The organism is Coleofasciculaceae cyanobacterium (assembly GCA_036703275.1).
Taxonomy (GTDB): domain Bacteria; phylum Cyanobacteriota; class Cyanobacteriia; order Cyanobacteriales; family Xenococcaceae; genus Waterburya.
Window position 1 is genome coordinate 69,789 of record DATNPK010000108.1, and the last position, 24,985, is coordinate 94,773.

Annotated in this window: 19 protein-coding genes and 2 pseudogenes; 20 read left to right on the plus strand and 1 reads right to left on the minus strand. The window is 37.0% G+C overall.

Annotation, left to right across the window (positions count from 1 at the left end):
* The first annotated feature begins 159 nt into the window (after positions 1–159).
* From V6C71_24045 to V6C71_24120, 16 genes are all read left to right on the plus strand, one after another.
* The gene (locus V6C71_24045) at positions 160–1,314 is read left to right on the plus strand and encodes a glycosyltransferase (protein ID HEY9771529.1); all 1,155 of its coding nucleotides are present in this window, start codon (positions 160–162) and stop codon (positions 1,312–1,314) included.
* A gap of 174 nt (positions 1,315–1,488) precedes the next feature.
* Positions 1,489–3,735: a capsular biosynthesis protein gene (locus V6C71_24050; GenBank protein ID HEY9771530.1), complete on the plus strand. Its 2,247-nt coding sequence runs from the start codon at positions 1,489–1,491 to the stop codon at positions 3,733–3,735.
* A gap of 129 nt (positions 3,736–3,864) precedes the next feature.
* A complete protein-coding gene (locus V6C71_24055; GenBank protein HEY9771531.1) occupies positions 3,865–4,647 on the plus strand; it encodes a response regulator transcription factor in 783 nt (260 codons plus the stop codon).
* A 16-nt stretch (positions 4,648–4,663) separates the two neighbouring features.
* Positions 4,664–5,593: a glycosyltransferase gene (locus V6C71_24060; GenBank protein HEY9771532.1), complete on the plus strand. Its 930-nt coding sequence runs from the start codon at positions 4,664–4,666 to the stop codon at positions 5,591–5,593.
* Between the two features lie 138 nt (positions 5,594–5,731).
* Positions 5,732–7,573: a heterocyst formation ABC transporter subunit HepA gene (hepA, locus tag V6C71_24065; protein HEY9771533.1), complete on the plus strand. Its 1,842-nt coding sequence runs from the start codon at positions 5,732–5,734 to the stop codon at positions 7,571–7,573.
* A gap of 48 nt (positions 7,574–7,621) precedes the next feature.
* Positions 7,622–8,629 carry an exostosin family protein gene (locus tag V6C71_24070; protein ID HEY9771534.1) on the plus strand — a complete coding sequence of 336 codons (1,008 nt, stop codon included), beginning with the start codon at positions 7,622–7,624 and terminating at the stop codon, positions 8,627–8,629.
* Between the two features lie 152 nt (positions 8,630–8,781).
* The gene (locus tag V6C71_24075; GenBank protein ID HEY9771535.1) at positions 8,782–9,621 is read left to right on the plus strand and encodes a glycosyltransferase; all 840 of its coding nucleotides are present in this window, start codon (positions 8,782–8,784) and stop codon (positions 9,619–9,621) included.
* Between the two features lie 176 nt (positions 9,622–9,797).
* The gene (locus tag V6C71_24080) at positions 9,798–10,976 is read left to right on the plus strand and encodes a glycosyltransferase family 4 protein (GenBank protein HEY9771536.1); all 1,179 of its coding nucleotides are present in this window, start codon (positions 9,798–9,800) and stop codon (positions 10,974–10,976) included.
* A 1-nt stretch (position 10,977) separates the two neighbouring features.
* Positions 10,978–11,814 (plus strand): glycosyltransferase, encoded by an 837-nt coding sequence (locus V6C71_24085; GenBank protein ID HEY9771537.1) that lies wholly within the window; start codon positions 10,978–10,980, stop codon positions 11,812–11,814.
* A gap of 50 nt (positions 11,815–11,864) precedes the next feature.
* Positions 11,865–12,836, plus strand: coding sequence for a glycosyltransferase (locus V6C71_24090; protein HEY9771538.1), 972 nt, complete (start codon positions 11,865–11,867; stop codon positions 12,834–12,836).
* Positions 12,833–14,299, plus strand: a complete 1,467-nt coding sequence (locus tag V6C71_24095) for a hypothetical protein (protein HEY9771539.1) — start codon at positions 12,833–12,835, stop codon at positions 14,297–14,299. Before V6C71_24090 ends, V6C71_24095 begins: the two co-directional genes overlap by 4 nt.
* 105 nt (positions 14,300–14,404) lie before the next feature.
* Positions 14,405–15,784 carry a hypothetical protein gene (locus V6C71_24100; GenBank protein HEY9771540.1) on the plus strand — a complete coding sequence of 460 codons (1,380 nt, stop codon included), beginning with the start codon at positions 14,405–14,407 and terminating at the stop codon, positions 15,782–15,784.
* 33 nt (positions 15,785–15,817) lie between these two features.
* Positions 15,818–16,969: a glycosyltransferase gene (locus V6C71_24105; protein ID HEY9771541.1), complete on the plus strand. Its 1,152-nt coding sequence runs from the start codon at positions 15,818–15,820 to the stop codon at positions 16,967–16,969.
* Positions 16,970–17,113: 144 nt separating this feature from the next.
* A complete protein-coding gene (locus V6C71_24110; protein ID HEY9771542.1) occupies positions 17,114–18,256 on the plus strand; it encodes a glycosyltransferase family 4 protein in 1,143 nt (380 codons plus the stop codon).
* 209 nt (positions 18,257–18,465) lie between these two features.
* Complete coding sequence (locus V6C71_24115; protein HEY9771543.1) at positions 18,466–19,518, plus strand: hypothetical protein; 1,053 nt, start codon at positions 18,466–18,468, stop codon at positions 19,516–19,518.
* A gap of 39 nt (positions 19,519–19,557) precedes the next feature.
* Positions 19,558–19,887, plus strand: coding sequence for a hypothetical protein (locus V6C71_24120; protein ID HEY9771544.1), 330 nt, complete (start codon positions 19,558–19,560; stop codon positions 19,885–19,887).
* Between the two features lie 149 nt (positions 19,888–20,036).
* Here the strand turns inward: V6C71_24120 and V6C71_24125 are convergent.
* A pseudogene (locus V6C71_24125) lies at positions 20,037–20,500 on the minus strand (IS1 family transposase).
* A 95-nt stretch (positions 20,501–20,595) separates the two neighbouring features.
* Between V6C71_24125 and V6C71_24130 the strand changes: the two are divergent.
* The 4 genes and pseudogenes from V6C71_24130 to V6C71_24145 all read left to right on the plus strand — a co-directional run bounded on the left by V6C71_24130 (position 20,596) and on the right by V6C71_24145 (position 24,932).
* Positions 20,596–21,426 (plus strand): annotated as a pseudogene (locus V6C71_24130) (IS1 family transposase).
* 183 nt (positions 21,427–21,609) lie between these two features.
* The gene (locus V6C71_24135) at positions 21,610–21,831 is read left to right on the plus strand and encodes a hypothetical protein (protein HEY9771545.1); all 222 of its coding nucleotides are present in this window, start codon (positions 21,610–21,612) and stop codon (positions 21,829–21,831) included.
* Positions 21,832–22,067: 236 nt separating this feature from the next.
* Positions 22,068–22,319 (plus strand): hypothetical protein, encoded by a 252-nt coding sequence (locus V6C71_24140; protein HEY9771546.1) that lies wholly within the window; start codon positions 22,068–22,070, stop codon positions 22,317–22,319.
* 360 nt (positions 22,320–22,679) lie between these two features.
* Entirely contained in the window at positions 22,680–24,932 is a 2,253-nt protein-coding gene (locus tag V6C71_24145; protein HEY9771547.1) for an EAL domain-containing protein, read from the plus strand.
* Positions 24,933–24,985: the final 53 nt, after the last annotated feature.

A 24,985-nucleotide genomic window follows, 5' to 3' on the forward strand; every position in this document is an offset into this window, starting at 1 on the left:
TTTTTAGATTTATTTGTTATTTTTTGCTATATATTTACTAGTATTATTACTTAAATACAATTTAATGCAATTTTAATCTAATTAAGAAAACAAGCTTAAAGTTAATAGTTTTATTTGTAGCTTCGTATTTTAAACTACGTTTGAATGACAAGATATAGCATGAAAATCGCCTTAGTACATGACTATTTAACACAGAGGGGAGGAGCAGAAAGGGTCTTTGAACTATTGTGCAGTTACTTTCCCCAAGCAGACATCTTTACATCCGTATATAACCCGGATAATACTATCAGTTTAGGAAATCGCCAGGTCAATACTACCGCTTTACAATATTTGCCAGGAGCAACTCGATACTTTCGTTTGTTTGCTCCACTTTATTATCCAATGTTTAGAACTATAGATTTAGGCGATTACGATTTAGTAATTAGCAGCACCAGTAGTTTTGCTAAAGCTGTTCGCACCAAAGCATCGGCAACACATATCTGTTTTTGTCACAATGTAACTCGCTTCCTCTGGGATACACCGACTTATCTGCAACAGTATTCTAACTATAAGAAATACTATTTTTTAATTGAGAAGGTATTTAGTCATATGCGAAAAGTCGATCTAAAATATGCTAGTGAACCAGATTTGTATATTGCTAATTCTAGTACTGTTGCCGAGAGAATTAGGCAATATTATGGTAGAACGTCAGTTACCATCAATTATCCTATTGATAGCAAAAACTTCTATTTCTCAGACAGCAAAGATGATTTTTATTTAGTTGCTTGTCGTTTGTTTGGCTATAAAAAAGTCGCTGTAATTATCGAAGCTTTTAATCAATTACAACTACCATTGTGGATCATTGGCGATGGGCCAGAAAGAAAACAGTTAGAAGCTCAAGCAAATGATAACATCCAGTTTTTAGGTTATGTCAGCGATCGGCGACGACGAGAGCTGATGGCAAAAGCTAAGACAGTAGTGGTAGCTGCTTTAGAAGATTATGGTTTAGTACCTGTAGAAGCCAATGCGAGCGGTACACCAGTAATTTCCTATGGAGCAGGAGGCGTATTAGATACCCAAATACCTGGTAAAACGGGTGTTTTTTTTAAGTCCCAAACTGCCGATGCATTAATACAAGCAATTTTAGCTGCGGAAAAAATACAGTGGGATGGTCGTCAAATTAGACATCATGCTCTATCTAACTTCTCCGAACTAGTGTTTTTTGAAAAAGTAACCCAGGTAATTGAATCTGTTTGCGATCGCTCTATTGCTGATTTAGTCGAGCCAAAATTGCTGGAGCAAATCAGCAAAATCAACCAGGTCAATCTTAACTAAACTCTATATTCTGTGGGACAACTTTACTTTTGCAACTTTACTATTAACCAAGGCTTGATCGACAACTTATGAGAAATCTGAGAAATATTTACTTACTATAAAACCATTGCGGTAACATTAACTAAATTTTGATATTCGATTTTTCAAACCATTAATTATTACAGTTTTTAAATAATGACAGCAATAACAAACGAGAGCAAGATATCAGAAGTAGAATTAGATACTGATTTAGGTTATGGTAAGCTCTTTGCTATTTTAATTCGTCGGCGCAACTGGTTTTTGGGCATTTTAGGTGGAACTTTATTGTTAGCGGCAGTGTTCGCTTTAACTAAAGAATCTGTTTACGGAAGCTCTTTTCAATTATTAATTGAGTCTGTATACCGGAGCAAGGAATCGGATCTACAGAAAAACGTTTATGAGGAGCTAAATGTAGAAGTAGAAAACTACGCTACTCAACTAGAAGTGATGCGTAGTTCGGAGTTATTAGCAAAAGCCAGAAAAGCCTTAAGATCCCAATATCCTAATTTAGATTTAGAGACATTAGAAGATAACTTTGTTATTTCTCAAGTCCAAGGAGATGACTACGAAGACGATCGCGTCAAAACTACGGTTTTTGAAGCTGAATATACCGATAACGATCCTCGAAAAACCAAACAAGTATTAGAAACAATCATTCAAGTCTATCAAGACTATACCCTCGAACAACAGCAAGAAAGACTATCTCAAGGACTATCCTTTATTGATGCCCAACTACCCATTGCTCGTCAAAAAGTAACCGAAGCAGAAAATGCTCTAGAAAATTTTCGTAAAACTAATAATCTCATCGATCCCGTACAAAGAGCCAGCAGCGCGGCATCAGATCTCAAAGACATTCAGGCTCAAAAGCGCCAGGTTCAAGTAGATTATCAAAATGCTCTCGCTCAGTACAATGCTTGGCAAAAGCAGCTAGAACGTTCTTCTCAGCAAACTTCGGTTGCAGCTCGTCTGAGCCAGTCTTCTCGCTATACAACTCTATTAGAAGAGATGCAGAAAACGGAATTGGCTCTTAACGCCAGACAAGCTAGATTTAAAGCGAGCGATCCTGTAGTGCAAAACCTTGAAGAACAACTACAAAAAGAACGCTCTATGTTAAAAGCAGAAGCTCAAAACATTTTGGGGACTGCTCCTGAAAATTTGAATCTAACACAAGTCAACTTAATGAAAGAGGGACAACTAGGTGATAATGACTTACAATCGGCAAATCAACTAGCGAATTTAGAAATTCAATTAGACTCTCTTAAAGCTAAAGAAAAAAGTTTAAATGCAGCCGAAGAAAAACTTCAACTAGAAATAGATCGTTTTCCCAGTTTAATTGCCGAATACAATCGTTTGAAACCAGAAGTTGATGTACGCAGAGACACAATAAATGAACTGTTAACAGCTCGACAAAAGCTAGGTATTGAAATAGATCGCGGTGGTTTAAAGTGGCAGGTGGTAGAAGCACCGGCCCTCGGAGAAGATGAAACTTCTAGCAAACTAAAAACATTGTTAGCAGGTTTAGTGGTTGGCTCATTTTTGGGAATTGGCGCAGCTTTAGGCAGAGACATCCTAGATGACACAGTGCATAGTCCCCAACAGCTAGAACAAGAATCCGCTCAAACTTTGTTGGGTGTAATCCCCGAACTACCTACCGATAATATCAACCAGGAAAACTCAGAGCTATTACTAAATCAGTTTAGCGATCGCGATCGTTCAATAGAACAAACCATTTATCTTAGACCCCTCAGAGAATCTTTGGATTTGATTTATCAAAATGTCAAGCAGCTAAGTTTGAATAAAAATCAATCATTACTAATTACTTCTATCGAATCAGGGGCAGATAGCTTAACCTTGATGTTGGGCTTGGCATCAAGTGCAGTACGTACTGGTCAAAAGGTATTGCTAATTGATACTAACTTCCGCTTTCCTAGTCTTCACCAAAAGTTAAAGGTAAGTAATGAACGAGGATTATCAGAAGTCTTGACGGGGGAAGTTACTGATGCCCATATTCAAACAGTTTCACTACTAAACGAAGAAATTGATGTTTTGACCGCTGGTTCTAATGTAGGCGATCCAGTTAAGTTGCTTAGTTCCTCTCGAATTACAGAATTAATGTTCGCTTTTAAACGTAACTACAACTTAGTACTATTAAGTTCTCCTCCTGTTTTAGGCTATGTTGATATGCTGCAAACTGCCCAATATTGTCAGGGAATAGTTTTAACGGAAAAAATTGATCGCATTACTAAATCCAAGTTATCACAAGCCAATACTCTTTTGAGCCAGTTCAATGTATTAGGAATTGTTGCCGATGGTGGCGAAGCTAGCGAAGCTAAATTGCGAACAATATACCAACCACAATGGGAATCGATGCTCCAAGAGCTTCCTTCTGCTGACGCGAATTAAACCATTTCTTTGCGTTTCTTGTTCTTTATTTCAACTAAGCAATTAATTTTACACCGATCGCTTAACTATAATATTCCAAGTATTCATAACCAGAAAACACTCAATATTACATGCTCTTTTAATAATTAAATGATTCGTATTTTATTAGTAGACTACCAAGATATTTTGTGTGAGACCTTAAAAACTTCACTAGAAACCGAACCAGATTTACAAATAGTTGGACGGGCAAATAACGCTGAAATAGCCTTGGAAAAAACTGCCATACTGCGCCCAGATATTGCCTTGATTGATATTAATATGCTAGTCATAGATGGATTGACTGCAACCAAGAAAATTGTCCAAAATTTCCCTGAAACCAAAGTTATTATTCTCGGCGGTAGTGAACAAGAATCTTATCGAAGTAGTGCAATGAACGTTGGGGCAAATAGTTATATTTCTAAAACTGCCAAGGCAAAGGAGATTATTGAGCAAATTCGTAAAGTTTATCGAGAAAGTCATATTGGATCACCAGAATTAAAACTATCAGAAACCATAATCCAGCTTAATCCAGCCAAACGACAAATCCAAAGTTATGTACAACAATCACACCAAAAATTTAATCAATTTGAACATACAGAAGCAGAAATAAAACAACATTTTGGTAGGCTAAAAAATGAACAACGAGAAGTATTTCAAGAGATTATTAATTTTAAATCAAATGTCGAGCCTTTGCTCGATGATCTTCGCAAAACATCAAAAGAATGCAAACAACACTCAACAGAGATAAGCCGGCTTCAAACTTTAGTAGAAGGACAATTATCTTATATTCATGATTTAAACAAGCGGATTAAATATTTTCGCAGATATATGGTAACTGTTTCTGTTGTTGCTGTAATTGCTTTAATTATTGCAGTCATCAGTTTACTATTTTAAATGTTAATCTAAATTAATGAACTTCAATCCTTTGGTCAGTATTTTAATTAACAACTATAACTACGATCGCTATTTGGCATCGGCAATTGATAGTGCTATTAATCAAACCTATCCTCATGTTGAAATAATTGTGGTCGATGATGGTTCTACTGATAATTCCCGACAAATAATTGGAAGTTATCAAAATAGTATTACTGCGATTTTCAAAGCAAATGGTGGACAAGCTTCGGCAATAAATGTGGGATTTGCTGCCAGTAAAGGAGAAATTATTTGTTTATTAGATGCTGACGATTTGTGGCTGCCATCAAAAGTAAAGCAAATAGTTACAGCTTTTAATAATTATTCCCAGGCTGCGGTGGTATACCACAAAGTTCAAAACATTAATTCAACCGATAAACCTATCGGAAAACCTTGGCCACCCTATAAACCTATTGTAGGAAATATTAGTCAGTTAGTAAATAAATCTGGCGGTTGGTGGCCTTTTCCTCCTTCTACGGCATTAAGTTTTTCTCGTCAGTTTCTTACCGCAGTAATGGATATACCCGAAGCAGAATATCGACTTTGTGCAGATGCTTATTTAGCAGATCTCGCTCCTTTTTTGGGCGAAGTAGTTGGCATAGATTTAGTTTTATCCCAGTTTCGCATTCATGATTCAAATAACTGGAGTAAAGAAGATAATCAATGGCAACGGGCGGTTGAATACGATCGCCTGAGAGTTAATACTGTAAACCACATCTTAAATAAACATAATCTAGACTTCAAAATTAGTTTGAGCGATCGCTGGCCCTATCAGTGGTTGCAGTACAAATTAGGCAAGCAACATAATTTGTGGAAATTAAGCCGTTTGACCTGGCAAAATTCGTGGGAACATAGACCAGTATCTAAACTTAAAACCTTAATTAAACTATGGTTAGAAAACTTGGGAATAGGTTCTTCGAGATTGTAGTCCAATCAAATTAAATTTATTTAACTATGTCCAACTCCAAGATGGAATTTTTATTTGATGGCTGCTTAAACTCAATTTAAATTCAAAATCCAATTTCTATTTTATTACTCTTCAGTTTTATTTCCCAACAAGTCTAATATTTCTCTTTTTATGTATAGTTTAATAAAAAAAAATAAATTCTGGCAGGATAATTACCTTCTTTTTCGAGAATTTAAACACTTTCGCTCCATAGCTATTGCTGCTCTAATTACAACTTTGCTTGCCTCTATTCTAGAAGGTGCGACTGTTGGTCTAATTGCTTCTTTTCTACAGGTTTTAACGGACCCACAAAATCCTCCTTTGACAACTGGAATTGAATGGTTCGACACGAGTTTATTAGCTACTAAAGCATCCCCAACAGGTCGTATCTATCGTTTATCAGCCTTAATCATCGTAATTATTTGGTTGCGAGCAGTCTTGACTTATTTAGGAAGATACTACTCCAAATTAGCTCAAGCTAATTTATGCGATCGCCTCCGTAAGCGATTATTCGAGCAGCTTCAAAGCTTGAGTTTAAAGTATTACACGACCAGCCATTCGGGAAATATTTTTAACACTCTGACCAATGAAATTAATCAAGTCAAACAAGCGTTTGAAGTATTTTGTGACCTGATTACCAGAGGGTCTACATTGCTAGCTTATATAGCTGCTATGTTTTGGCTATCTTGGCAACTTTCTTTGGGAACAATTGCTTTATATGGTCTTTTATCAGTGGGACTATCATCGCTAATTGGTCGTGTTCGCGAGGCAAGTTTCGCCGTACCCAAAGCTAATGCACAGTTTGCTTCAACTGCTATTCAATTTATTAACGGTATTCGCACCGTCAAGGCTTCAGCAACTGAAGATTTTGAACGTCAACGGTTTTATCAAACTAGCGATCGAATAGTCAAAACAGAGGAACGAGTAGCCTCTATATCATCATTGGTGTATCCCATAGCAGATGCAGTTGCAAGCAATATCTTGATTCTGATGGTAGTGATTGCCTTTAGTTTCATGATTTCTGAAGGCAACTTAGAGGTTTCGTCTCTGCTAGCATTTATGTTTGTCTTGTTTCGGATGATGCCTTTGGTAGGTCAAGTAAATGCTATGAGAGAAAATCTCAGCCGTTTTCAAGGTTCTATCAATGATATCCAAAAACTTCTTAGAAGAGATGATAAGCCTTACTTAGATAACGGTAGCTTAAAATTTTCAGGATTAAAACAGGGTATTAATTTCTCTGGAGTAGATTTTGGTTACGAGTCAAATAATTTAATACTCAAAGAAATCGAACTCAGTATAGAAAAAGGTAAGGTCACAGCTTTAGTAGGCGCATCTGGAGCTGGAAAAAGTACCTTAGCAGATCTAATTCCTCGCTTTTACGATCCTACGGTAGGGTCAGTTTTATTAGATCGAGAAGATTTGCGGAACTTTGATATTACTACGGTAAGACAAAAAATGGCGATTGTTAGCCAAGATACCTTTATTTTCAATGCTTCAGTTGGAGATAATATTGCCTATGGTCTAGAAAAAATCTACGAAAAAGATATTTGGCAAGCAGCACAACAGGCACACGCACTTGAATTTATTGAAGAGTTACCAAATGGTTTAGATACTGTATTAGGAGATCGAGGAGTTAGACTTTCGGGAGGACAACGCCAACGTATTGCGATCGCTAGAGCTTTGCTGCGAAATCCTGACATCTTAATTTTAGATGAGGCAACTAGTGCCCTAGATTCTATAACCGAACAGTTAATCCAAGAATCTTTAGAAAAACTGTCTAAAGGCAGAACAGTAATTGCCATTGCCCACCGATTATCTACTATTGCCCGAGCGGATAAAGTCGTGGTTCTAGAACAAGGCAGAATTGTCGAACAAGGAGGATATAAAGAGCTATTAGTAAAGCAAGGGGCGCTGTGGAAATATCATCAAATGCAGCATCAATCAGAATACACAAATAAATAAATTATAGTTTTTTAGTTTGGGTAGAATAATCACATGAAAATATACATATTGCCCGATATCGACGATCCAAAAAAGACACAATATCTTCAAGAATTAGCTTCTATTGCTCAACCTAAAATCCATACTATTGTCGACAATATAGAGCAGGCTGATATTATCATCATTACACACGCGCATTTAATGAATTCGTCTTTGAAAAGATTTTTAACCAAGCATTTAGATAAATGTTACGTAATAAATAATGTAGACGATCCCCTATTTTTTCTGTCAGGTTTGTATATAAATGCGAATAAATCTTTCTCTTTTTTACATAAACCTCTCATGCGGGGATGCGCTTATCTATACGAGCTTTACCAAGGAAATCAAAATCGCAACCAATTTATAAATTTTTCTCACGATGCTAATTTAAACAAAAAATATTTATTTTCTTTTATTGGCGCTTCAACTTCTTGGACTAGAAAACGTTTGCTAAAGTTAAACTTCCAACGTGATGATATTTTAATACGTTGTACAAACAAATACAATCACTGGAATGTCAATCAACAAAATCGTAAAGAGATGCAAAAAAATTATGTTGACATAATTCAAAAGTCAAAATTTGCTGTGTGTCCCAAAGGCGCGGGTTTGGGATGTATCAGACTTTATGAGGTGATGAAACTAGGAGTAGCGCCAATTATTATCTCAGACCAATGGTTTTTACCAATGGGACCTAATTGGAATAGTTTTGTAGTGTTTGTCAAAGAATCTGAGATAAAAAATATCGTTGAAATAGTTGAAATGCATGCCTCTGAATATGAAGAAAGAGGTCGTTTAGCAAGAAAAACTTGGGAAAAATACTTTTCAGACGTGGTTGTGTTCAACCAATGTATTGAGGTAATTGAAGACTTAAAACAAAATAGAATAGCCATTTTAGATAGATTGTTTTTTTATAGCTATCCAATAATTTTAACTGCTCACAATCTGAAAAAAAGATTTATGACTTTTGTAAAAAAGACTATTCTCAGAATCTCATCTAAATTAAAAATTACTTTTGCTTATCAATTAAGAAGTTTTTAAATTGAAATAAGCAAAAGTAATAGTTAACATTGAAAAATTTTTTTGCTATTTTAGCGATCAACGATTTTCTGAATAAAGCATTTGAATAGCAAAGATAAACACAAATTACTGTGGCTATTAATAGATTTATCAAATAATAAAGGAAAATAATTATGGAGCAAGTTAAAATTAGCGTTGTTATTCCTACCTACCATAGGAATGATTTGTTAGCCAAATGTTTAAATTGCCTTGCACCTGGAGTTCAAACACTGCCAGCCGAGAAGTATGAAGTAATCGTGACTGATGACGGCTTTAAAACAACTGCTGAGGAAATGATTCGTAATCGCTATTCTTGGGTCAAATGGTTAGCTGGTCCCCGTAAAGGAGCGGCAGCAAATCGTAACAATGGAGCAAAATATGCTAAAGGTTCATTTATTGCCTTTACTGACGATGATTGTTTACCCAGTTCCTCGTGGCTGTCTTCATTCTACTCGGCATTGACTCCCCATATTCAGGTTTACGAAGGCAAAACTACTTGCGAGACTGGAGTTTGTTCCCCTATGGAGGAAGCTCCAGTTAATCTCACAGGAGGTTATTTATGGTCATGTAATATGCTCGTCAAAGCTAGACTTTTTCAAGAAATAAGTGGTTTTGATGAAAAATTTCCCTATCCTTATATGGAGGATGTTGACTTCAGAGAACGAATTAAAAAAGCGGGTTTGACCTTCTTATTTATTCAAGATGCCATAGTCGATCATCCTCCAAGAAGAAGACTTTGGGGCGATAAACTAGGAGCATCACAAGAAAGTCTTGTATATTACTGGCGATGCAAAAAGAAGAAGAAATTTTTTAAAGTCCAACTGATAAGAAACATTTTAAGCTATCGTATTAGGGCTATTTTAAACTTTGGGTTTTCTCTAGATTCTTTGAAAGCAGTAACTTCAATGATTGTAGAAATTTCGTATATTATTTCCCATATGAATCAATGGCAAAAAAAATATCCACTTGAGTAAGATACGATCTTCTTTCTGGCAACCTACATTAATAGCAACAACTCAATCGTAGTTTAATAGTATTATTGAGCTGACGTAAATTTAACTTATTGTTTTGAAAGACTATAGCTTTTATAGCAAAGATTTAGGATGCGCGAACCAATAAATTAATACCAGCTTATCCGCCATATAAAACAATGCACATACTTCTTTCCATTCATCATTATCTTGACCCCAATGCAGGTGCTCCTGGCGTCACTTTAAAACTAGGACAAGAATATCAAAAAGCTGGACATCAAGTTAGCTATTTTTCTTTGGACAATTTACCTTCTAGGCTGCCAGGAATTATTAAGGCAATCGTTTTTCCCTATTGGCTAGCTATTCATCTGTTATTTCACTATAAGAAACAACCTATTGATGTAATCGATGCCTCTACGGGAGATGCTTGGTTTTGGGCAAAGCTGTTTCGTTATTTTAGCCATAATAAAATCGTTCTAATTACTAGAAGTCATGGCTTAGAACACAGCATGCACATAGAAAATTTAGAAGAATCAGCAAGAGGCAATCTAAATTTAAGTTGGAAGTATCCGCTATATCATGGGGGCTTTCGTCTCTGGGAAGTGAAGAGTTCAATTAAAGATGCCGATTTAACTTTGATGTTAAACAGTCGCGATCGAGATTATGCCGATTGCGAATTAGAAATTGCCTCAGAAAAATTAACCATCGTGCCTAATGGTATTCCCGAAGAATTTATCAATCTTCCTTGGGAAAATACACTTATGTCTCCTAAAGAGACGATCCGTATTGCTCAAGTAGGTAGCTTTATCGATCGCAAAGGAATTAAGTACAGTATTCCAGCTTTGAATCATATTCTCGATCGCTTCGACAATGTAGAAATGACTTTTGTGGGTACTGGTTGCGCTGAAGATCTAATTTTATCAAATTTCTCTGCCGATATCAGACATAAAATAAAAGTCGTTCCTCATTACAATCATCAAGCTTTACCAAATTTGCTCAAAGCTCATCACATCAAACTATTTCCCAGTTTGTCAGAAGGATTTAGTCTGGCTTTAGTAGAAGCAATGGCTTGTGGTTTGGCACCAATCGCCAGCTCTAATTTAGGTTTAACAGAATTATTAACAGATCGTCATAATAGTATTTCAATTCCTTCACGAAATAGTAAAGCAATAGAGGATGCCTTGGAAAAATTAATTCTTAATCGCTCTGAGTTAGATCGAATTAGACGAAATGCTTACCAAACAGCTCAAGATTATAACTGGGTAAACATAGCTCACAAAAATTTGGCATTATATCAAAAACTTCATCGGCAAAAGAAAGCGGAAAAAGCTTTAGATAGTTCGGAGGCAGCTAACTAAAATGCGATTTTATATTTGTATCACTACAATTGATGCAGTAGATTCTTTAAAAGAATGTTTGGAAGCAATCTGGCACTCAAGTATTAAGCCACACTGCGTAGTTGTATCAGATGATTCCTCAGCACCAGAAATACAAAAGCAAAATCAAGATTTAGTAAAACAATATCTTCATACAAACTATGTGGTTGGTTCTCATGCTGGTGTGTGTGCAAATCGTAATTCTGCCCTAAGACGATTAACTAGTTTAACCAAGACCGATTTAATTGCTTTTATAGATGATGATATAGTGATCGATCGCGACTTTATCAAAAACGCCTTAGCCATATACCAAAATCTTACTTCTGAAAGAGAGAAAACTTTTTTAACAGGAGGTATGCCTACAAAACTTTCTTTTCGAGGTTACTTTAGTCCTAGCGATTTGCCTTTGTGTGTAAATCTCCATACAGCAGTGTTTACTGCTGCTTTTTTTAAAACTGAAAAATGGGATGAAAACATTTTTTTTGGCTATGAAGATGCTTTACTTTGTTTAAGAGCAATTAAGCATGGTTATCGAATCTTGCATTGTCCAGAGCTTAAGACAACTGATACTCGTGTTGCTAAAAGTAGCCTCACCCTAAAAAAGATAGGTAAGCTTACAGAATACCATTTATACATAGAAGCTGGTCGTCTATATGTCGGTATCCAACGCTACAAGAATATAAATCCGAATCCAATAAAACTAAGATTATTCTTAATAATTTATTATATTCATATGACTATTTATTTGATAAAAAATAGAGCTTTGAGAGGTTGGTTAAAAATTAATTACTATTCTAAAAGCAAGCATTTTTTAAAATAAAGCTTTTTAGTTTCTTAAATATTCAAACATAAATCTATTTTAGTAAATACGTGAAAATAACTGTCATCATCCCTACTTATCGTCGTGCAGTAGATTTAAATCGCTGTTTGACAGGATTCAAAAAACAAGTGCGACCTGCCGATGAAATATTGGTAGCTGTTCGAGATACCGATAGCTCGACTTGCGAATTTCTGAAGACTTTTGATTCACAATCCCTACCTCTAAAGATTTTAACGGTCAAAGTGACTGGGGTAGTTGCTGCCATGAATGTAGGTCTAGATTCTGCTACGGGTGATATTGTTAGCTTTATTGATGATGATGCCGTACCTCATGTCGATTGGTTGGCTAAAATAGAGGCTTATTTTTTGGCTGATGAGGAAATAGGTGGGGTAGGCGGTCGCGATCGCATATATCAAGACAATCGGTTAGTAGAAGGTAGAGAACCAGTTGTAGGAAAGCTGCGTTGGTTTGGCAGAATGATTCCATACCATCATATAGGAGTAGGACCCAAGCGTGAAGTCGACATTCTCAAAGGAGTCAACATGAGCTATCGACGCACAGCGATCGGCGATCGACATTTCGATAAACGGATGAAGGGGACTGGAGCGCAGGTACATTTTGAAGTGGCTTTTTGTCTGAGTCTTAAACGTGCTGGCTGGAAATTAATTTACGATCCTCAAATTCTGGTCGCTCACTATTTAGCACAGCGTTTTGATGAAGACCAGCGCCAGCAAGTTAATCCCATTGCATACTCCAATAGCGTACACAATCAAACTCTAGCGATACTAGAACACTTTTTACCCCCCCAAAGAATCATATTTGCTCTGTGGTCAATTTTTGTCGGCACAAGAGGAGCTTATGGGATAGGTCAACTATTTCGATTTTTACCTACAGAAGGTACATTAGCCTGGAAAAAATGGTTACTTTCAATGCAAGGTCGCAGACAAGGATGGTTAACTTGGCAGGAAAGTAATCGCTTAAAATCCAACTCTACTACCTTGAGTAAGGAGATAATGCGGTGAGTTATCAGCCAAAACTTTCAAGTAATATTTCTGGTAGTAATTTTTTCTTTAAACTCACGCCCATAAAAGCTTGGAAAGCACTATTGTATCTCGCTTTGGCAATCTCGATTGGTTTGTTAATAGGCGGTAGCGTTGCCATAATTACTTTTCCAGTGGGTTCTCTTGCCGTAGGATGGTTGCTCTATCGTCGCTATCCCTTATTTTACTGTAGTTTTACCTTGTGGATGTGGTTGGTCGGTCCTTTAATTCGCCGTATCATCGATTTTCGTTGCGGTTATCTAACTCCTGGATCCTGGCAGCTTACACCGCTGTTAGTTACCTCGATTTCTATCTTAACCATAATAAAACACACGCCTAAAGCCCACAAACAGGGGGGCTTACCTTTTGTTATTCCAGCTGCTTGTAGCCTGTATGGTTGTTTATTATCCATCATCAATGATGGATTTTCCGCTCGACTGATAGTAGTTTTTCTTGGTTGGTTAGTCCCTGTTGTCTTTGGCTTTCATATATTCATACACTGGCAAGATTATCCAAGTTATCGCCAAAATATTCAGCGCACCTTCCTCTGGGGCGTATTATTTATGGGATTTTATGGCATTATCCAATATGTATTTGCACCACCATGGGATTGCTTCTACCTTATAGAACATATGAACCAGGGTTTTGCCACAGCGTCATCGAGTTTTGGCATTCCCGAGCCTTTTGGTATTAGAGTGTTTAGCTCTATGACTTCTCCTCAAGATTTTGCTGCTACAATGACGGCAGGTTTGATTTTATTATTTTGTATTCGGGGAAATCAGCAAGCATTGGCAGGTGGATTTGGTTATTTATCATTTTTACTTTCTCTAGCGCGTTCTGCTTGGATAAGCTGGATAGTAAGCATATTAGCTTATTTCCGCGTCCTTAAATCTAATTTGCAAATACGCATGATGGTTGGAATAATGGTAACTGCACTACTGATCGTACCTATTGTTAGAATAGAACCATTTTCTACCGTAATTGGCGATCGCATAACATCTCTAACTAACGCGGATAGTGATGGTAGTTATCAATCGAGATTGGAAGCTAACAATGTTCTAATAGGTCATGCAATAACCGAGTTTGTCGGTCAAGGAATTCAACATCCCAGCCCAAATATAAAATTAAACAACGATTTTGTAATTGGTGATAATAATATATTGCTGCTTTGGTTTGCCCTTGGTTGGACGGGAGCATTACCCTATACATTAAGCATAATGACACTTATTTTCCAGATTCGGCAAATATGTATGAGGAATAGCGATCTTGTATTGCATGCAGTTTATGCAGTTATTTTGGGGCTTTTATCTCAAATATTCTTTAAAACCATAACAGATGGAGCGATGGCAATAATTTTATGGGGGTTTATCGGCATAGGAAACTCGGCTCGTAATTACTATTTATTTCAAAATCAACTACAAAAATCTTCAAATCGTCTCGGCTAAAACAAATTTATGTGTAGCAAACATCGATCGAATTGATAGTCGGCAGCCGTTTCCTTGCTGCGCTGATAGCTGGGCAAAGCCTTTTATTTTGGATAGTTTTTTTAGATGAAAATTAGAAAGATTGTAGCTTTGGTATTAATATTTTTGCTGACAGCAAGTTTAGTATTAAGTCGTAACATCAAAGCTATTAGTTCTCCCAAAGAAAATTATCAGATTCAAGCCAAGCCATCGGATAATTTTGTTGAGTCTTTGGGAATTAATACCAAATTTGGTTTTTGTCCTGGTAATCTCTGCGATAATTATTCAAAGGTTAAAGCTTTGTTAGCCGAACTAGGCATTCGCTACATTAGAGATATACCCTATCCTGAATCCTGGCGTAAAAGAAGCGATCTTTATGAAGATTATGGTATTCGTATGCTGGCGGAAACTGGTCGTATTTGGGGAGGACCATTAGATTCGACCAAAATTCCCACCCAACTCGATGCTATTAAATTTTGGGGAAAAGCGATCTCTGGCATAGCTGGTGCGAATGAATATGATAGTTCATACTTTCACTCCTGCAAAGAATCTGAAGGCTGCGATCCCAACTGGTCTGAAGAAAGCTGGTCACAAAGTTATCGTGAATACCAACAACGATTATACGCTCTAGCAAAAGCAGAGCCTGAACTAAGAGATCTTCCTGTAGTCATGGGTCCTATGGCAGAATTAAATAGTTTAGAACAAGTCGACGATCTTAGCGATAGTTGCGATAAAGGAAACGACCATCCTTATGCGGGTTGGGGTAAGCCATCTCAGGAGTCAGGAGCGGGAGAAAAAAGCTTTAGATCGATCGACGAAGTAGTAGCGAAAGTTCAACAAGTTTGTCCAGGTAAGAAACTGTGGATTACTGAAACAGGATATAACCAAGAATCGATAACTCCCCAAGCTCAAGCTAAATACTTACCACGAATTTATGCTAACTACTATCTACAGGGTCAGATTGAAAAAACTTTCCTGTTTGAATTACTCAATGCAATTGGAACTGAAACATCTTTTGGAATAATCAATACCGATCTTCAGCCCACACCTGCTTATTATGCCATCAAAAATATGATTTCTCTGTTAAAAGAGGCGAATTGGAATCAGAAAACGCAATCTTGGCAATATCCCGATTTTGAGCCTAGTTCTCTCGAACTTACCTTTGAAGGTGATAATAGCGATCTTAAACATTTACTACTGCAAAAAAGCAATGGAACTTTTTATCTGCTTATCTGGCAAGAAGTTTATGTCTATGATTCTCGACTAGATAAAGATATACTAAATCCAGACCGTCCAATAAAACTCAAACTCGATGGAGAAGTTATTGAAAAAGCCAACAAGCACCTTTTATACAATGAAAGCGATCCATCTAAGATAGTTCCCTTAAAGACGTGGACAAATGTATCGAGCCTCATGCTAGATGTACCCGACCATATATTAGTATTAGAATTTACGCTAAAAGATTAAATAAAAATTGTACTAAAGTACAAAATTATTGAAATGAAGCTTTTAATTATTAGTCATTCCTGTGTTACTCCAATTAACCAACAGTTTTACGCCGAACTAGAACGACAAAATAATTGGCTAATAACTATCGTAGCTCCTAATAATTGGAAAACTGAGTACGGTAAGGTTTTAAGCTTAGAACCCTGGTCCGATTATCAAGGAAAACTAGTGGGTATTCCAGTTTTGTTATCGGGAAATATTCCCCTGCATATTTACCGTTCCACATTTATTCGCTTATTAAAAGAACTAAAACCTGACTTTATCTACGTTCATCAAGAGCCTTACGCCATTCAAACCGCTCAAGTCTATTTAGCAAATAGCTTAACTATTAATAAACCGATCGCTTTTTTTACTTGGCAAAATATTTATAAACGATATCCCCTAATTTTCGATCAAATTGAAAAATTTACCTTAAAAAATAGCAGCGTTGCTTTTACGGGTTCTCGTAGTGCTGAAGAAGTTTTAAGAAAAAAAGGTTTTCAAGGAAACTGTATTATGCTACCTTCAGGAATTAATACAGACATTTATACTGATTCTCATGAAGCTCAAACATTAAAAGAAACTTTACGGAAAACCAGAAGTGAAGTGATTATCGGCTATCTGGGTCGAATTGTTGTCGAAAAAGGTCTCAAAACCTTATTGCAAGCTTTGCATAAGATTAAAGAACTTCCCTGGCAACTAGTCATGGTTGGTACTGGTGAGTATGAAACTGAGTTCAAACAAATTGCACGAGAGCTTCAAATCAACCACAAAATCAACTATCTAGGATATGTCCCTCACACCAAAGCTCCTCTTTATCTTTCAGCCTTTGATTTATTAGTTTTACCCTCAGAAACACAACCTAATTGGAAAGAACAGTTCGGTCGTGTAATTATTGAATCAATGGCTTGCGGTACACCAGTAATCGGTTCAAATTCTGGAGAAATTCCTTATTTAATTGAAGCTACTGGCGGTGGCTTGACATTTCCCGAGGCGCAACCTGAAGCCTTAGCACGACAATTAAGTAAGTTAGTTGAAGATCGAGATCTACGCTCGGATCTCGGTCAAAAAGGTCATCAAGCAGTAGTAGAAAATTATACTAATAGCACATTAGTCCGAGGTTTTGCTGCGACTATTGAAAAAGTGGTAGAAGCAGAGAAAAAGTGAGACGTACTACTATAAAATAATTAGATCTGCTCGGTGTACAAAAAGTGAGGGTTTCAATTGAGTTATGCCTTTAACCTTACATAAGCCAGTAAAAACCTCAATACATATTGAGAAATAACTAAGATTTCAATAAGGCAATAATAGATGAAAATTTTGTTTTTAGATCAAAGTGGCAGTTTAGGCGGAGCAGAATTATGTCTTCTGGATCTTGCTAAATTTTATCAAGATTCTTGTCTAGTTGGTCTATTTGTTGATGGTTCGTTTAAAGAAGCTTTGGATAACCATCAAATTGCCGTTCGCATTTTGTCAACTCAGCAACTGGGAATCCGCAAAGATAGCAATTTTTGGCAAAGTATTAGTAATGTCGGGCAAATTATCCCTTTAATTAACAAAGTTATTCAACTTAGTCGCACTTATGACTTAATCTACTCTAATACTCAAAAAGCATTAGTTGTCGGTGCGATCGCTAGTTTTCTTACTAAAAAACCTCTAATTTATCATTTACACGATATTCTCTCGACCGAGCATTTTAGTCGCACTAATCAACAAATAGCAGTATTCTTTGCTAATCGCTTTGCTTCATTAGTTGTTGCCAACTCTCAAGCTAGCAAAACTGCTTTTATCACCGCAGGAGGAAAAGAGGAATTAGTTGAAGTAGTTTATAATGGCTTCGATCTAGAACAATATCAGATCGATGAATATCGCGTTAGCCAATTGAAACACCAGCTTAGTTTAGAGGGGCAATATATCATCGGTCATTTTAGCCGTCTCTCTCCCTGGAAAGGTCAGCATATTTTAATCGAAGCACTCACCCATTGTCCCCAAGCTACAGCAATTTTGGTGGGGGATGCCTTGTTTGGAGAAGAGGAATATGTAAAGCAATTACACGAACAAGTAGAGCGATTGCAATTAGGCGATCGCGTCCGTTTTCTGGGCTTTAGGACGGATATTCCCGAGCTAATGTCAATGTGCGATCTAATCGTTCACACTTCCACTGCCCCCGAACCTTTTGGACGAGTTATTGTCGAAGCAATGCTTTGTGGTAAACCGATTGTAGCTAGCGCAGCAGGAGGGGCAATAGAGTTAATCCAAAACAACCATACAGGATGGTTGACGACCCCAGGAAATATTTTGCAGCTAGCAGAAATTATCAATCAATGTTTTCAACAACCTGATATAACTAAAAAGATTGCCCAAGCTGGAAAAATTGCTGCTATCCAACGTTTTAAATTATCTGCAATCGAACAGCAAATTGACAATTTATTATGCCAAAAGATAAATAATTAAATTTAATTTTAAGAAAAATATTTCAAAGTCTTATTTTAAATTGTTTTAGCTGTTTAAGTGTACATTATCTTTAAAAGTTTTCTCTTTAATCTTGTCAAAATCTATTAATAAAGACATAATAGTGATGATTTTGTGGGGATTAGATGATCTGCCCGACATTACTATTTCTTGACAGCAAATTCTTTTGCAGCTAAAGGAGATAAATACTAATGAAAATTAGTAGAATGCTTAGGCCAATTGTCTTGCTGATAATTACAGCAAGTTTGATAATAAAGCTAAATGTTAATGCAGCTAATGTAACCGAAACCTTCAACGTTAAAGCTAAATCTTCTGATAGTTTTGTCGAGTCTGTGGGCATCAATACTAAATTCGGTTATTGTCCAGGTCGTCTTTGTGATAATTATTTAGAGGTTAAAGAATTATTAGCAGAGTCAGGAATTCGCTATATCCGAGATATACCCTATCCTGAACCTGGGCGCATCCGAAAAGATATCTATAAAGATCTTGGTATTAGAATGGCAGCAGAAATTGTACGTACCTGGGGACAACCTTTAGACAAAGAGAATATAATCTCTCAACTAATTGCTATCAAAAAATGGGGCAAAATGATTGTTGGTATTATCGGGATCAATGAATACGATAATCCTGTAATTCATTCCTGTGAAAAAACAAAAGGTTGCGATCTTGATTGGTCGGAAAAAAACTGGCCAGAAAAATATACTCGCTTTCAGAAAAAAGTTTATCAAGCAGTAAAAAGCGATCGCAATTTACAAGATATACCTGTAGTATTGGGTCCAATGGCTTATCTAAATAACATCAAAAAAATAGGTGATGTTAGTCATAGTTGCGACAAAGGTAACGATCATTCTTATCCAGGTGCGTGGAGTAAGCCATCTCAAGAATCAGGCGGCGCGGGGAATAGAAGTGGTTCTAGACCTATAGATGAAGTAGTGGCAATAGTGCAGCAAGTTTGTCCCGATCGAAAACTGTGGATTACTGAAACGGGATACAAATCAGGAATTGAGGGACAACCAAATAAACATTTGGTAAGTCGTCAAGCTAAAGCAAAATATCTACCACGAATTTATGCCAACTATTTTGAACAAGGAGAGATTGAAAAGACTTTTTTGTTCGAGTTACTCGAACCAACTAATGACAGAACAGCATTTGGTATTGTTGATATTAATCTTGACCCTACACCTGCATACTATGGCATTAAAAATTTAATCTCCTTGTTGGGGGAAGCAACTTGGGATCGTTAAGAACAGATTTGGCACTATCCTACTCAGGAAACTGATTTCTTGAAATATACCTTACATGGAGATCTGCGGGATCTCAAACACTTATTGCTGCAAAAGAGCGATCGAACATTTGATTTACTTATTTGGCAAGAAGTCTATGTTTACGATAACCAACTACATCAGAATATAACTAATCCAGACCGTGAAATTAGACTTCAACTTGATGATGCAACTATTAAATCAGCTAAGACTTACCGTTTATATAATGAAACTGAGCCATCGGCAAAACTATCTCCCCTAGAGACTTGGACTAATGTCTCGAAGCTCTCTCTTGCCGTGCCTGATGACATCTTAGTCGTAGAATTCATGGCATCTACCAAGGGACAATGACTATGAAGATTTTGTTTCTGGATTAAAGTGGTAACTTAGGAGGTGCAGGGTTAAACCTTTTGGATTTGGCAAAGTTTTATCGATCCTCTTGTTTAGTCTGTCTATTTTCTGATGGTTTATTTAAAGGGCGTTGGTGAATGCATAATGTTTTAAACAGAAGCAGGTATAGTTTTGAATCTTAAATAAAATAACAGCAGACGAATAGAATATCTGAGCATATCTAGAGATTTGGAATAACAGAGAGTTTTACGATGTAATCTAGCTAAATAGTAGCGAAGACGAGTATTTTCTCCCTCAACCCTGGTCATATATGTTTTGCTTACCAAATGCTCTTCAGGTTGAATGTACATCGGATAAACTTTCCAACGCAGCGCGTACGCGGACGTGCCTCCAGGCACTAATCCTTTAGGGCAGATCGTCGTCTTCGACGACTGGGACGCGAATGCGTCCGCGTGACATACCAAAAGCTATGCCAGCATTTAACAATCTGCCAAATCTGCTCGAAAGTTTCAGGAGAGCGATCGCCAACACTCCAGAGTATAATTCCCTTCTTCTGGTGATTTACTACTGTCCAAATCCAAAATTTATTCTTTTTGCAACCCACAAAAGTTTGTCCTAAAGGATAAGCTACGCAGGCGTTGGTAAATTAGGGTATGATTTTCTAACAAGAAGATCGCTAATTAAATAGTCAAATAAATCTGAACTTCGATGCAATGTCCTGAATGTCCTAAAGGACTAGCTTCGCGTCGTAAATCAACTCACATCAATAAAAATGGTAAGAAGAAAGGAAAACAAAATTATATTTGTGTTGATTGTCGAAGACAATTTTTAGACCATTATCAAATACAGAGGGGTTACTGCGATAGACTCAAAAGTGAATGTATCAAGATGTACGTTAACGGCTTGGGTTTTAGAGCGCTCGCCAGAGTCAAAGGTATAAGTCACGTCACAGTTCTCAATTGGGTTAAACAAGTAGGAGAATTGTTGCCCAATGCCTACGACCCAGAAACAATTCCACAGGTTGGAGAACTCGACGAACTAGAAACGTTTATAGGTTCAAAAAAAACAAACTCTGGCAATCGACAGCAGTAGATCACTTCAAACCTGAAATTTTGGGTTGGGTTTTAGGCGACCGCAGTTCTAAAACTTTTAAGCCTCTTTGGAAGTTTGTCAAAAAATGGCAGTGTTATTTTTATGTCACAGATGGGTGGAAAGTCTACCCTAAATTTATTCCTGACGGTGACCAAATTATTTGCGACGCGATTGCGTAGCAAGTCGAAGACTCAGCTAGTCCTAAAGGATACCGCTTCGCATATGCTAAAGCATACCGCTTCGCATATCCTTTAGGATAAAACATATATGACCAGAGTTGAGGGAGAAAACAAGAGGTTGAGGCATTATCTTGCTCGTTTGCACCGAAAGACTCTATGCTATTCAAAATCAGAAACCATGCTGCGACATTCAATGAGATTGTTAATTCACTATCTAAAATTCAAAGATGTTCCAGTTCCTTACATTAAAAAATATGCTCTAGTTTAGCGATCACTTTGTCACGTAATCATACCTTCATTTACCAACGCCGCTACGCAAATAGCTCATCTACTTCAGTTATTTCGGGAATTTCCTCGTCTTGAGGCTCGTCAGATAGCTTCTCTCCTTTTTCTTTTACCCAGTTGATAATTGTGGTATGATCTATCTCGGTAACTGTCGCGACGCCCGATTGTGGAAAAATCCCGTAAAGATCGCTTTTGGGGTGCAGTAGAGGATAGAGAAGGTATTCTGCATGGATGCAATAAATTGAGGCAATTATTGATGGAATTGCGATTTTTGGTTAAAACTAAATCTAGTAAAGAGTTAACTAAGGTTGAGCCTCTGGATATTCTTGATTTTCTATTACTAAATAAACCTATTTCTACCGTACGAGTAGTATTCGCTAAATTCTAGTTGATATCTATATTTTGTGCAGGTAAGTTAACACCTGCACAAAAATTTCTCTAGCTTACCAAACCTGTTGTTTAGCTTACGGTGATCGCCAAAAAATCAAAATTGAAATCTTTTCATACTAAATTGAACAAAGAATGTGACACATCTTGTAAGGGTGAACCACCGTTCGACCTTACTCATACAAGATTGGGCAATTGATACGAAAAGTCTAGAGTATTAAAATGAGGTGATGCCAAATGTCATTCGAGAATTTAAAATTGCCACAGGAAAAAATCACTAGAGCAGAAATAGAAGCCAATATTGTTTCTTATGGCAAATACCCTCTTGTTTCTAATTTTGCTCGTACTCGTTTTGAGTTTCAAAGAAAACGATTTGCTTCCACTGAAGCCTTTATTCAATACATCAAGTATCCAGAAAATCATCCTACCGTAGTAAATGCTATGATATATCTTTTTTGCGATCTAGCGAGAGCCAAAGACACAAAATAACGACTTAAAAATCTCAGTGGGAATTAGTAAAATTACTGAAGTTAGCTTGTTTGGCCAGACAGCAAAATAACTCAAAATTGGCGTGAATCATTCCAGTCACAAGATGCCGATTTTAAAGCATTTAGCTTGAACCTGATTAATTTTCCCCACATTGGCCATGGCTTGACAACAAATCGGCTAATTACGCTTTTGGAAAGCAAACTAGATACTTAACGCCAAAAATACTTTGGTTAGCTAAAAATACGTAGTAAATAGCCTGATTCTCTTTAAAATTCTAGGTCACAAATCGGTAATCTAACTGATGAGAATTCGTAAGTGATTGAGTTAGATTAATTGCTTTAAAGAAAAAAGGCTTATTCTATGCAGCGATCGACTATTCAAAGTCAGAAATCAATTTTAGTAGTTGATAATACGCCTAGTAATTTAGGACTTTTATTTCAATATTTAGATAATGCCGAATATAAAGTTTTTGTGGCTCAGACTGAGGAACGGGCATGGCAAATAGCGACATTAGTTGTTCCAGATTTGATTTTGCTGGATGTAATGACCTCAGAAATAGATGATTTTTCGATTTGTGAAAAGCTCAAAACTCATTTTATAACTCAAGATATTCCAGTAATATTCATAACTGCTTTATCCGAAACCAAACCTAGAGTCAAAGGGGTTATGCCTAGGGTAGTTGACTATGTAACTAAACCCGTCGATCCTCTAGAACTATTAGCGCGGATTGAAAACCATCTGACTATTCAAGAGTTGACTCAAGATCTAGCTTTGGCAGTCGAACAAAGACAAATGTTGTTTGAAGTTGTCGATCGCATTCGTCAGTCTTTAGATCTCAAGTCAATTTTTCAGACTGCTACAGCAGAAATTTGCCAGTTTTTAAATTGCGATCGCCTATCTCTAGTCCGCTTAACTCAAAATGATATCACTATTGAATCTCAAGCATTTTCAAGATCTGAGATTTCTAAAAACTTACGCCAGCTTACCATCGAAGATTTCGATCTCAAGACCATAAGTACCGCAATTAAGCCCAGCCAGCTCAGACCTAATGCTAATTTAGACTTAGATTCAACAGACAATAATAAACCTTCACGGTTATTTGTACCAATTTTACTAGACAGTTCAACTAAAGCTAACCAATATCATCCGCTGTGGGGTTGGTTGGTAGCAGAGCGCTGTAGTCCGCAATTATGGCAGTCACAGTCACAAACTTTTTTGCGACAGCTAACTATTCAATTGAGTATCGCGATCGATCAAGGTCTACTCTATCAACAACTACAAAATAGCTATCAGCAACTACAAAGCAAGAATCAACAGCTCAAACAGCTTGCTATTTATGACTCCCTAACTAAAGTCTACAATCGGCGATATTTTCAACAGCAGTTAAATAAAGAATGGCGCAGACTAAGCAGAAATGTATCGCCCCTGTCGGTAATTTTGTGTGATGTTGACTGTTTCAAACTTTATAACGATACTTATGGTCATCAAAAAGGCGATCGCTGTTTACAACAAATAGCAGAAGCTCTAGCTGATACTGTTAGAAGACCTGCGGATATTTTGGCTCGTTTTGGGGGCGAAGAATTTGTTGCTATTTTGCCTGATACAGATCGAGATGGAGCAATTAAAGTAGCAGAAACAATGAGAGTCGCTATTAAACAATTGCATATCCCTCATTGCAATTCTTTAGTCAATTCAATGGTTACAATCAGCGCAGGAGTGGCTACCACTATTCCCAATGCCCAAGATAACGCGAAAATGCTAGTCGAAGAAGCCGATAAAGGATTGTATCTAGCTAAAAGTCGTGGTCGTGATTGTATTGCCGTAGATCGACATCCTCTTGTTTGTGCCGAAAATCGACAAAACAATGACCGGCAGTGGGACAAACGAATTCGTCGCGCTCTAAAAAAAAATCTATTTAGTCTTTATGCTCAGCCGATCACTTCTTTGAAAGAAGACTCCAGGCAGCACTTTGAAATTTTACTGCGGCTACAAGATCGCGGACAGGTTATTGCCCCCAATGCTTTTTTTGATGTTGCCGAACGTAATTCCTTAATGTCTAGTATTGATACGTGGGTAATTAATCAGTTATTAGAACAACTGGCGAATAAAGGCGATCGCTCATATTGGCAAAATTATCAATTTTCCATCAATTTATCGGGAGCATCTCTAAACGATCGCTCTTTTCTGGATTTTCTGTCTCAAAAGCTAACTCAATACCATCTCCCGCCACAGCTTTTTTGTTTTGAAATTACCGAAGCGATCGCTATTACCAATATTGGTCACATCCGAGACTTTATGACCTCTCTCAAGAATTTGGGCTGTAGCTTTGCTCTTGATGACTTTGGCAAGGGAATGTCTTCTCTAACCTATCTCAAAAACCTGCCGGTAGACTACCTTAAGATCGACGGCTCTTTTATTACTGAACTCCATACAGATCGAGTTTCTAAAGTGATGGTGGAAGCAATTAATCACCTAGCGGTAGGCATCGGTTTAAAAACCGTAGCTGAGTTTGTGGAAAATCAGGCGATTTTAGATACTCTACGTCATCTCAAGATCGATTATGCCCAAGGATATCATTTAGGTCGCCCCCAAAAATTTACTGAAATGATTTAAGATTAAACCTTCGATACCGAAACTCGAAACTTCAGAGGCTAAGAGCTAATTGC

What these genes read in the sequence shown, in the direction of transcription:
- V6C71_24060 (HEY9771532.1), top strand. Translation starts at nt 4,664, where the DNA reads ATGAACTTCAATCCTTTGGTCAGTATTTTAATTAACAACTATAACTAC.
- V6C71_24100 (HEY9771540.1), top strand. Translation starts at nt 14,405, where the DNA reads ATGAAAATTAGAAAGATTGTAGCTTTGGTATTAATATTTTTGCTGACA.
- V6C71_24045 (HEY9771529.1), top strand. Translation starts at nt 160, where the DNA reads ATGAAAATCGCCTTAGTACATGACTATTTAACACAGAGGGGAGGAGCA.
- V6C71_24050 (HEY9771530.1), top strand. Translation starts at nt 1,489, where the DNA reads ATGACAGCAATAACAAACGAGAGCAAGATATCAGAAGTAGAATTAGAT.
- V6C71_24075 (HEY9771535.1), top strand. Translation starts at nt 8,782, where the DNA reads ATGGAGCAAGTTAAAATTAGCGTTGTTATTCCTACCTACCATAGGAAT.
- V6C71_24080 (HEY9771536.1), top strand. Translation starts at nt 9,798, where the DNA reads ATGCACATACTTCTTTCCATTCATCATTATCTTGACCCCAATGCAGGT.
- V6C71_24140 (HEY9771546.1), top strand. Translation starts at nt 22,068, where the DNA reads ATGTCATTCGAGAATTTAAAATTGCCACAGGAAAAAATCACTAGAGCA.
- V6C71_24145 (HEY9771547.1), top strand. Translation starts at nt 22,680, where the DNA reads ATGCAGCGATCGACTATTCAAAGTCAGAAATCAATTTTAGTAGTTGAT.
- V6C71_24085 (HEY9771537.1), top strand. Translation starts at nt 10,978, where the DNA reads ATGCGATTTTATATTTGTATCACTACAATTGATGCAGTAGATTCTTTA.
- V6C71_24115 (HEY9771543.1), top strand. Translation starts at nt 18,466, where the DNA reads ATGAAAATTAGTAGAATGCTTAGGCCAATTGTCTTGCTGATAATTACA.
- V6C71_24110 (HEY9771542.1), top strand. Translation starts at nt 17,114, where the DNA reads ATGAAAATTTTGTTTTTAGATCAAAGTGGCAGTTTAGGCGGAGCAGAA.
- V6C71_24105 (HEY9771541.1), top strand. Translation starts at nt 15,818, where the DNA reads ATGAAGCTTTTAATTATTAGTCATTCCTGTGTTACTCCAATTAACCAA.
- V6C71_24055 (HEY9771531.1), top strand. Translation starts at nt 3,865, where the DNA reads ATGATTCGTATTTTATTAGTAGACTACCAAGATATTTTGTGTGAGACC.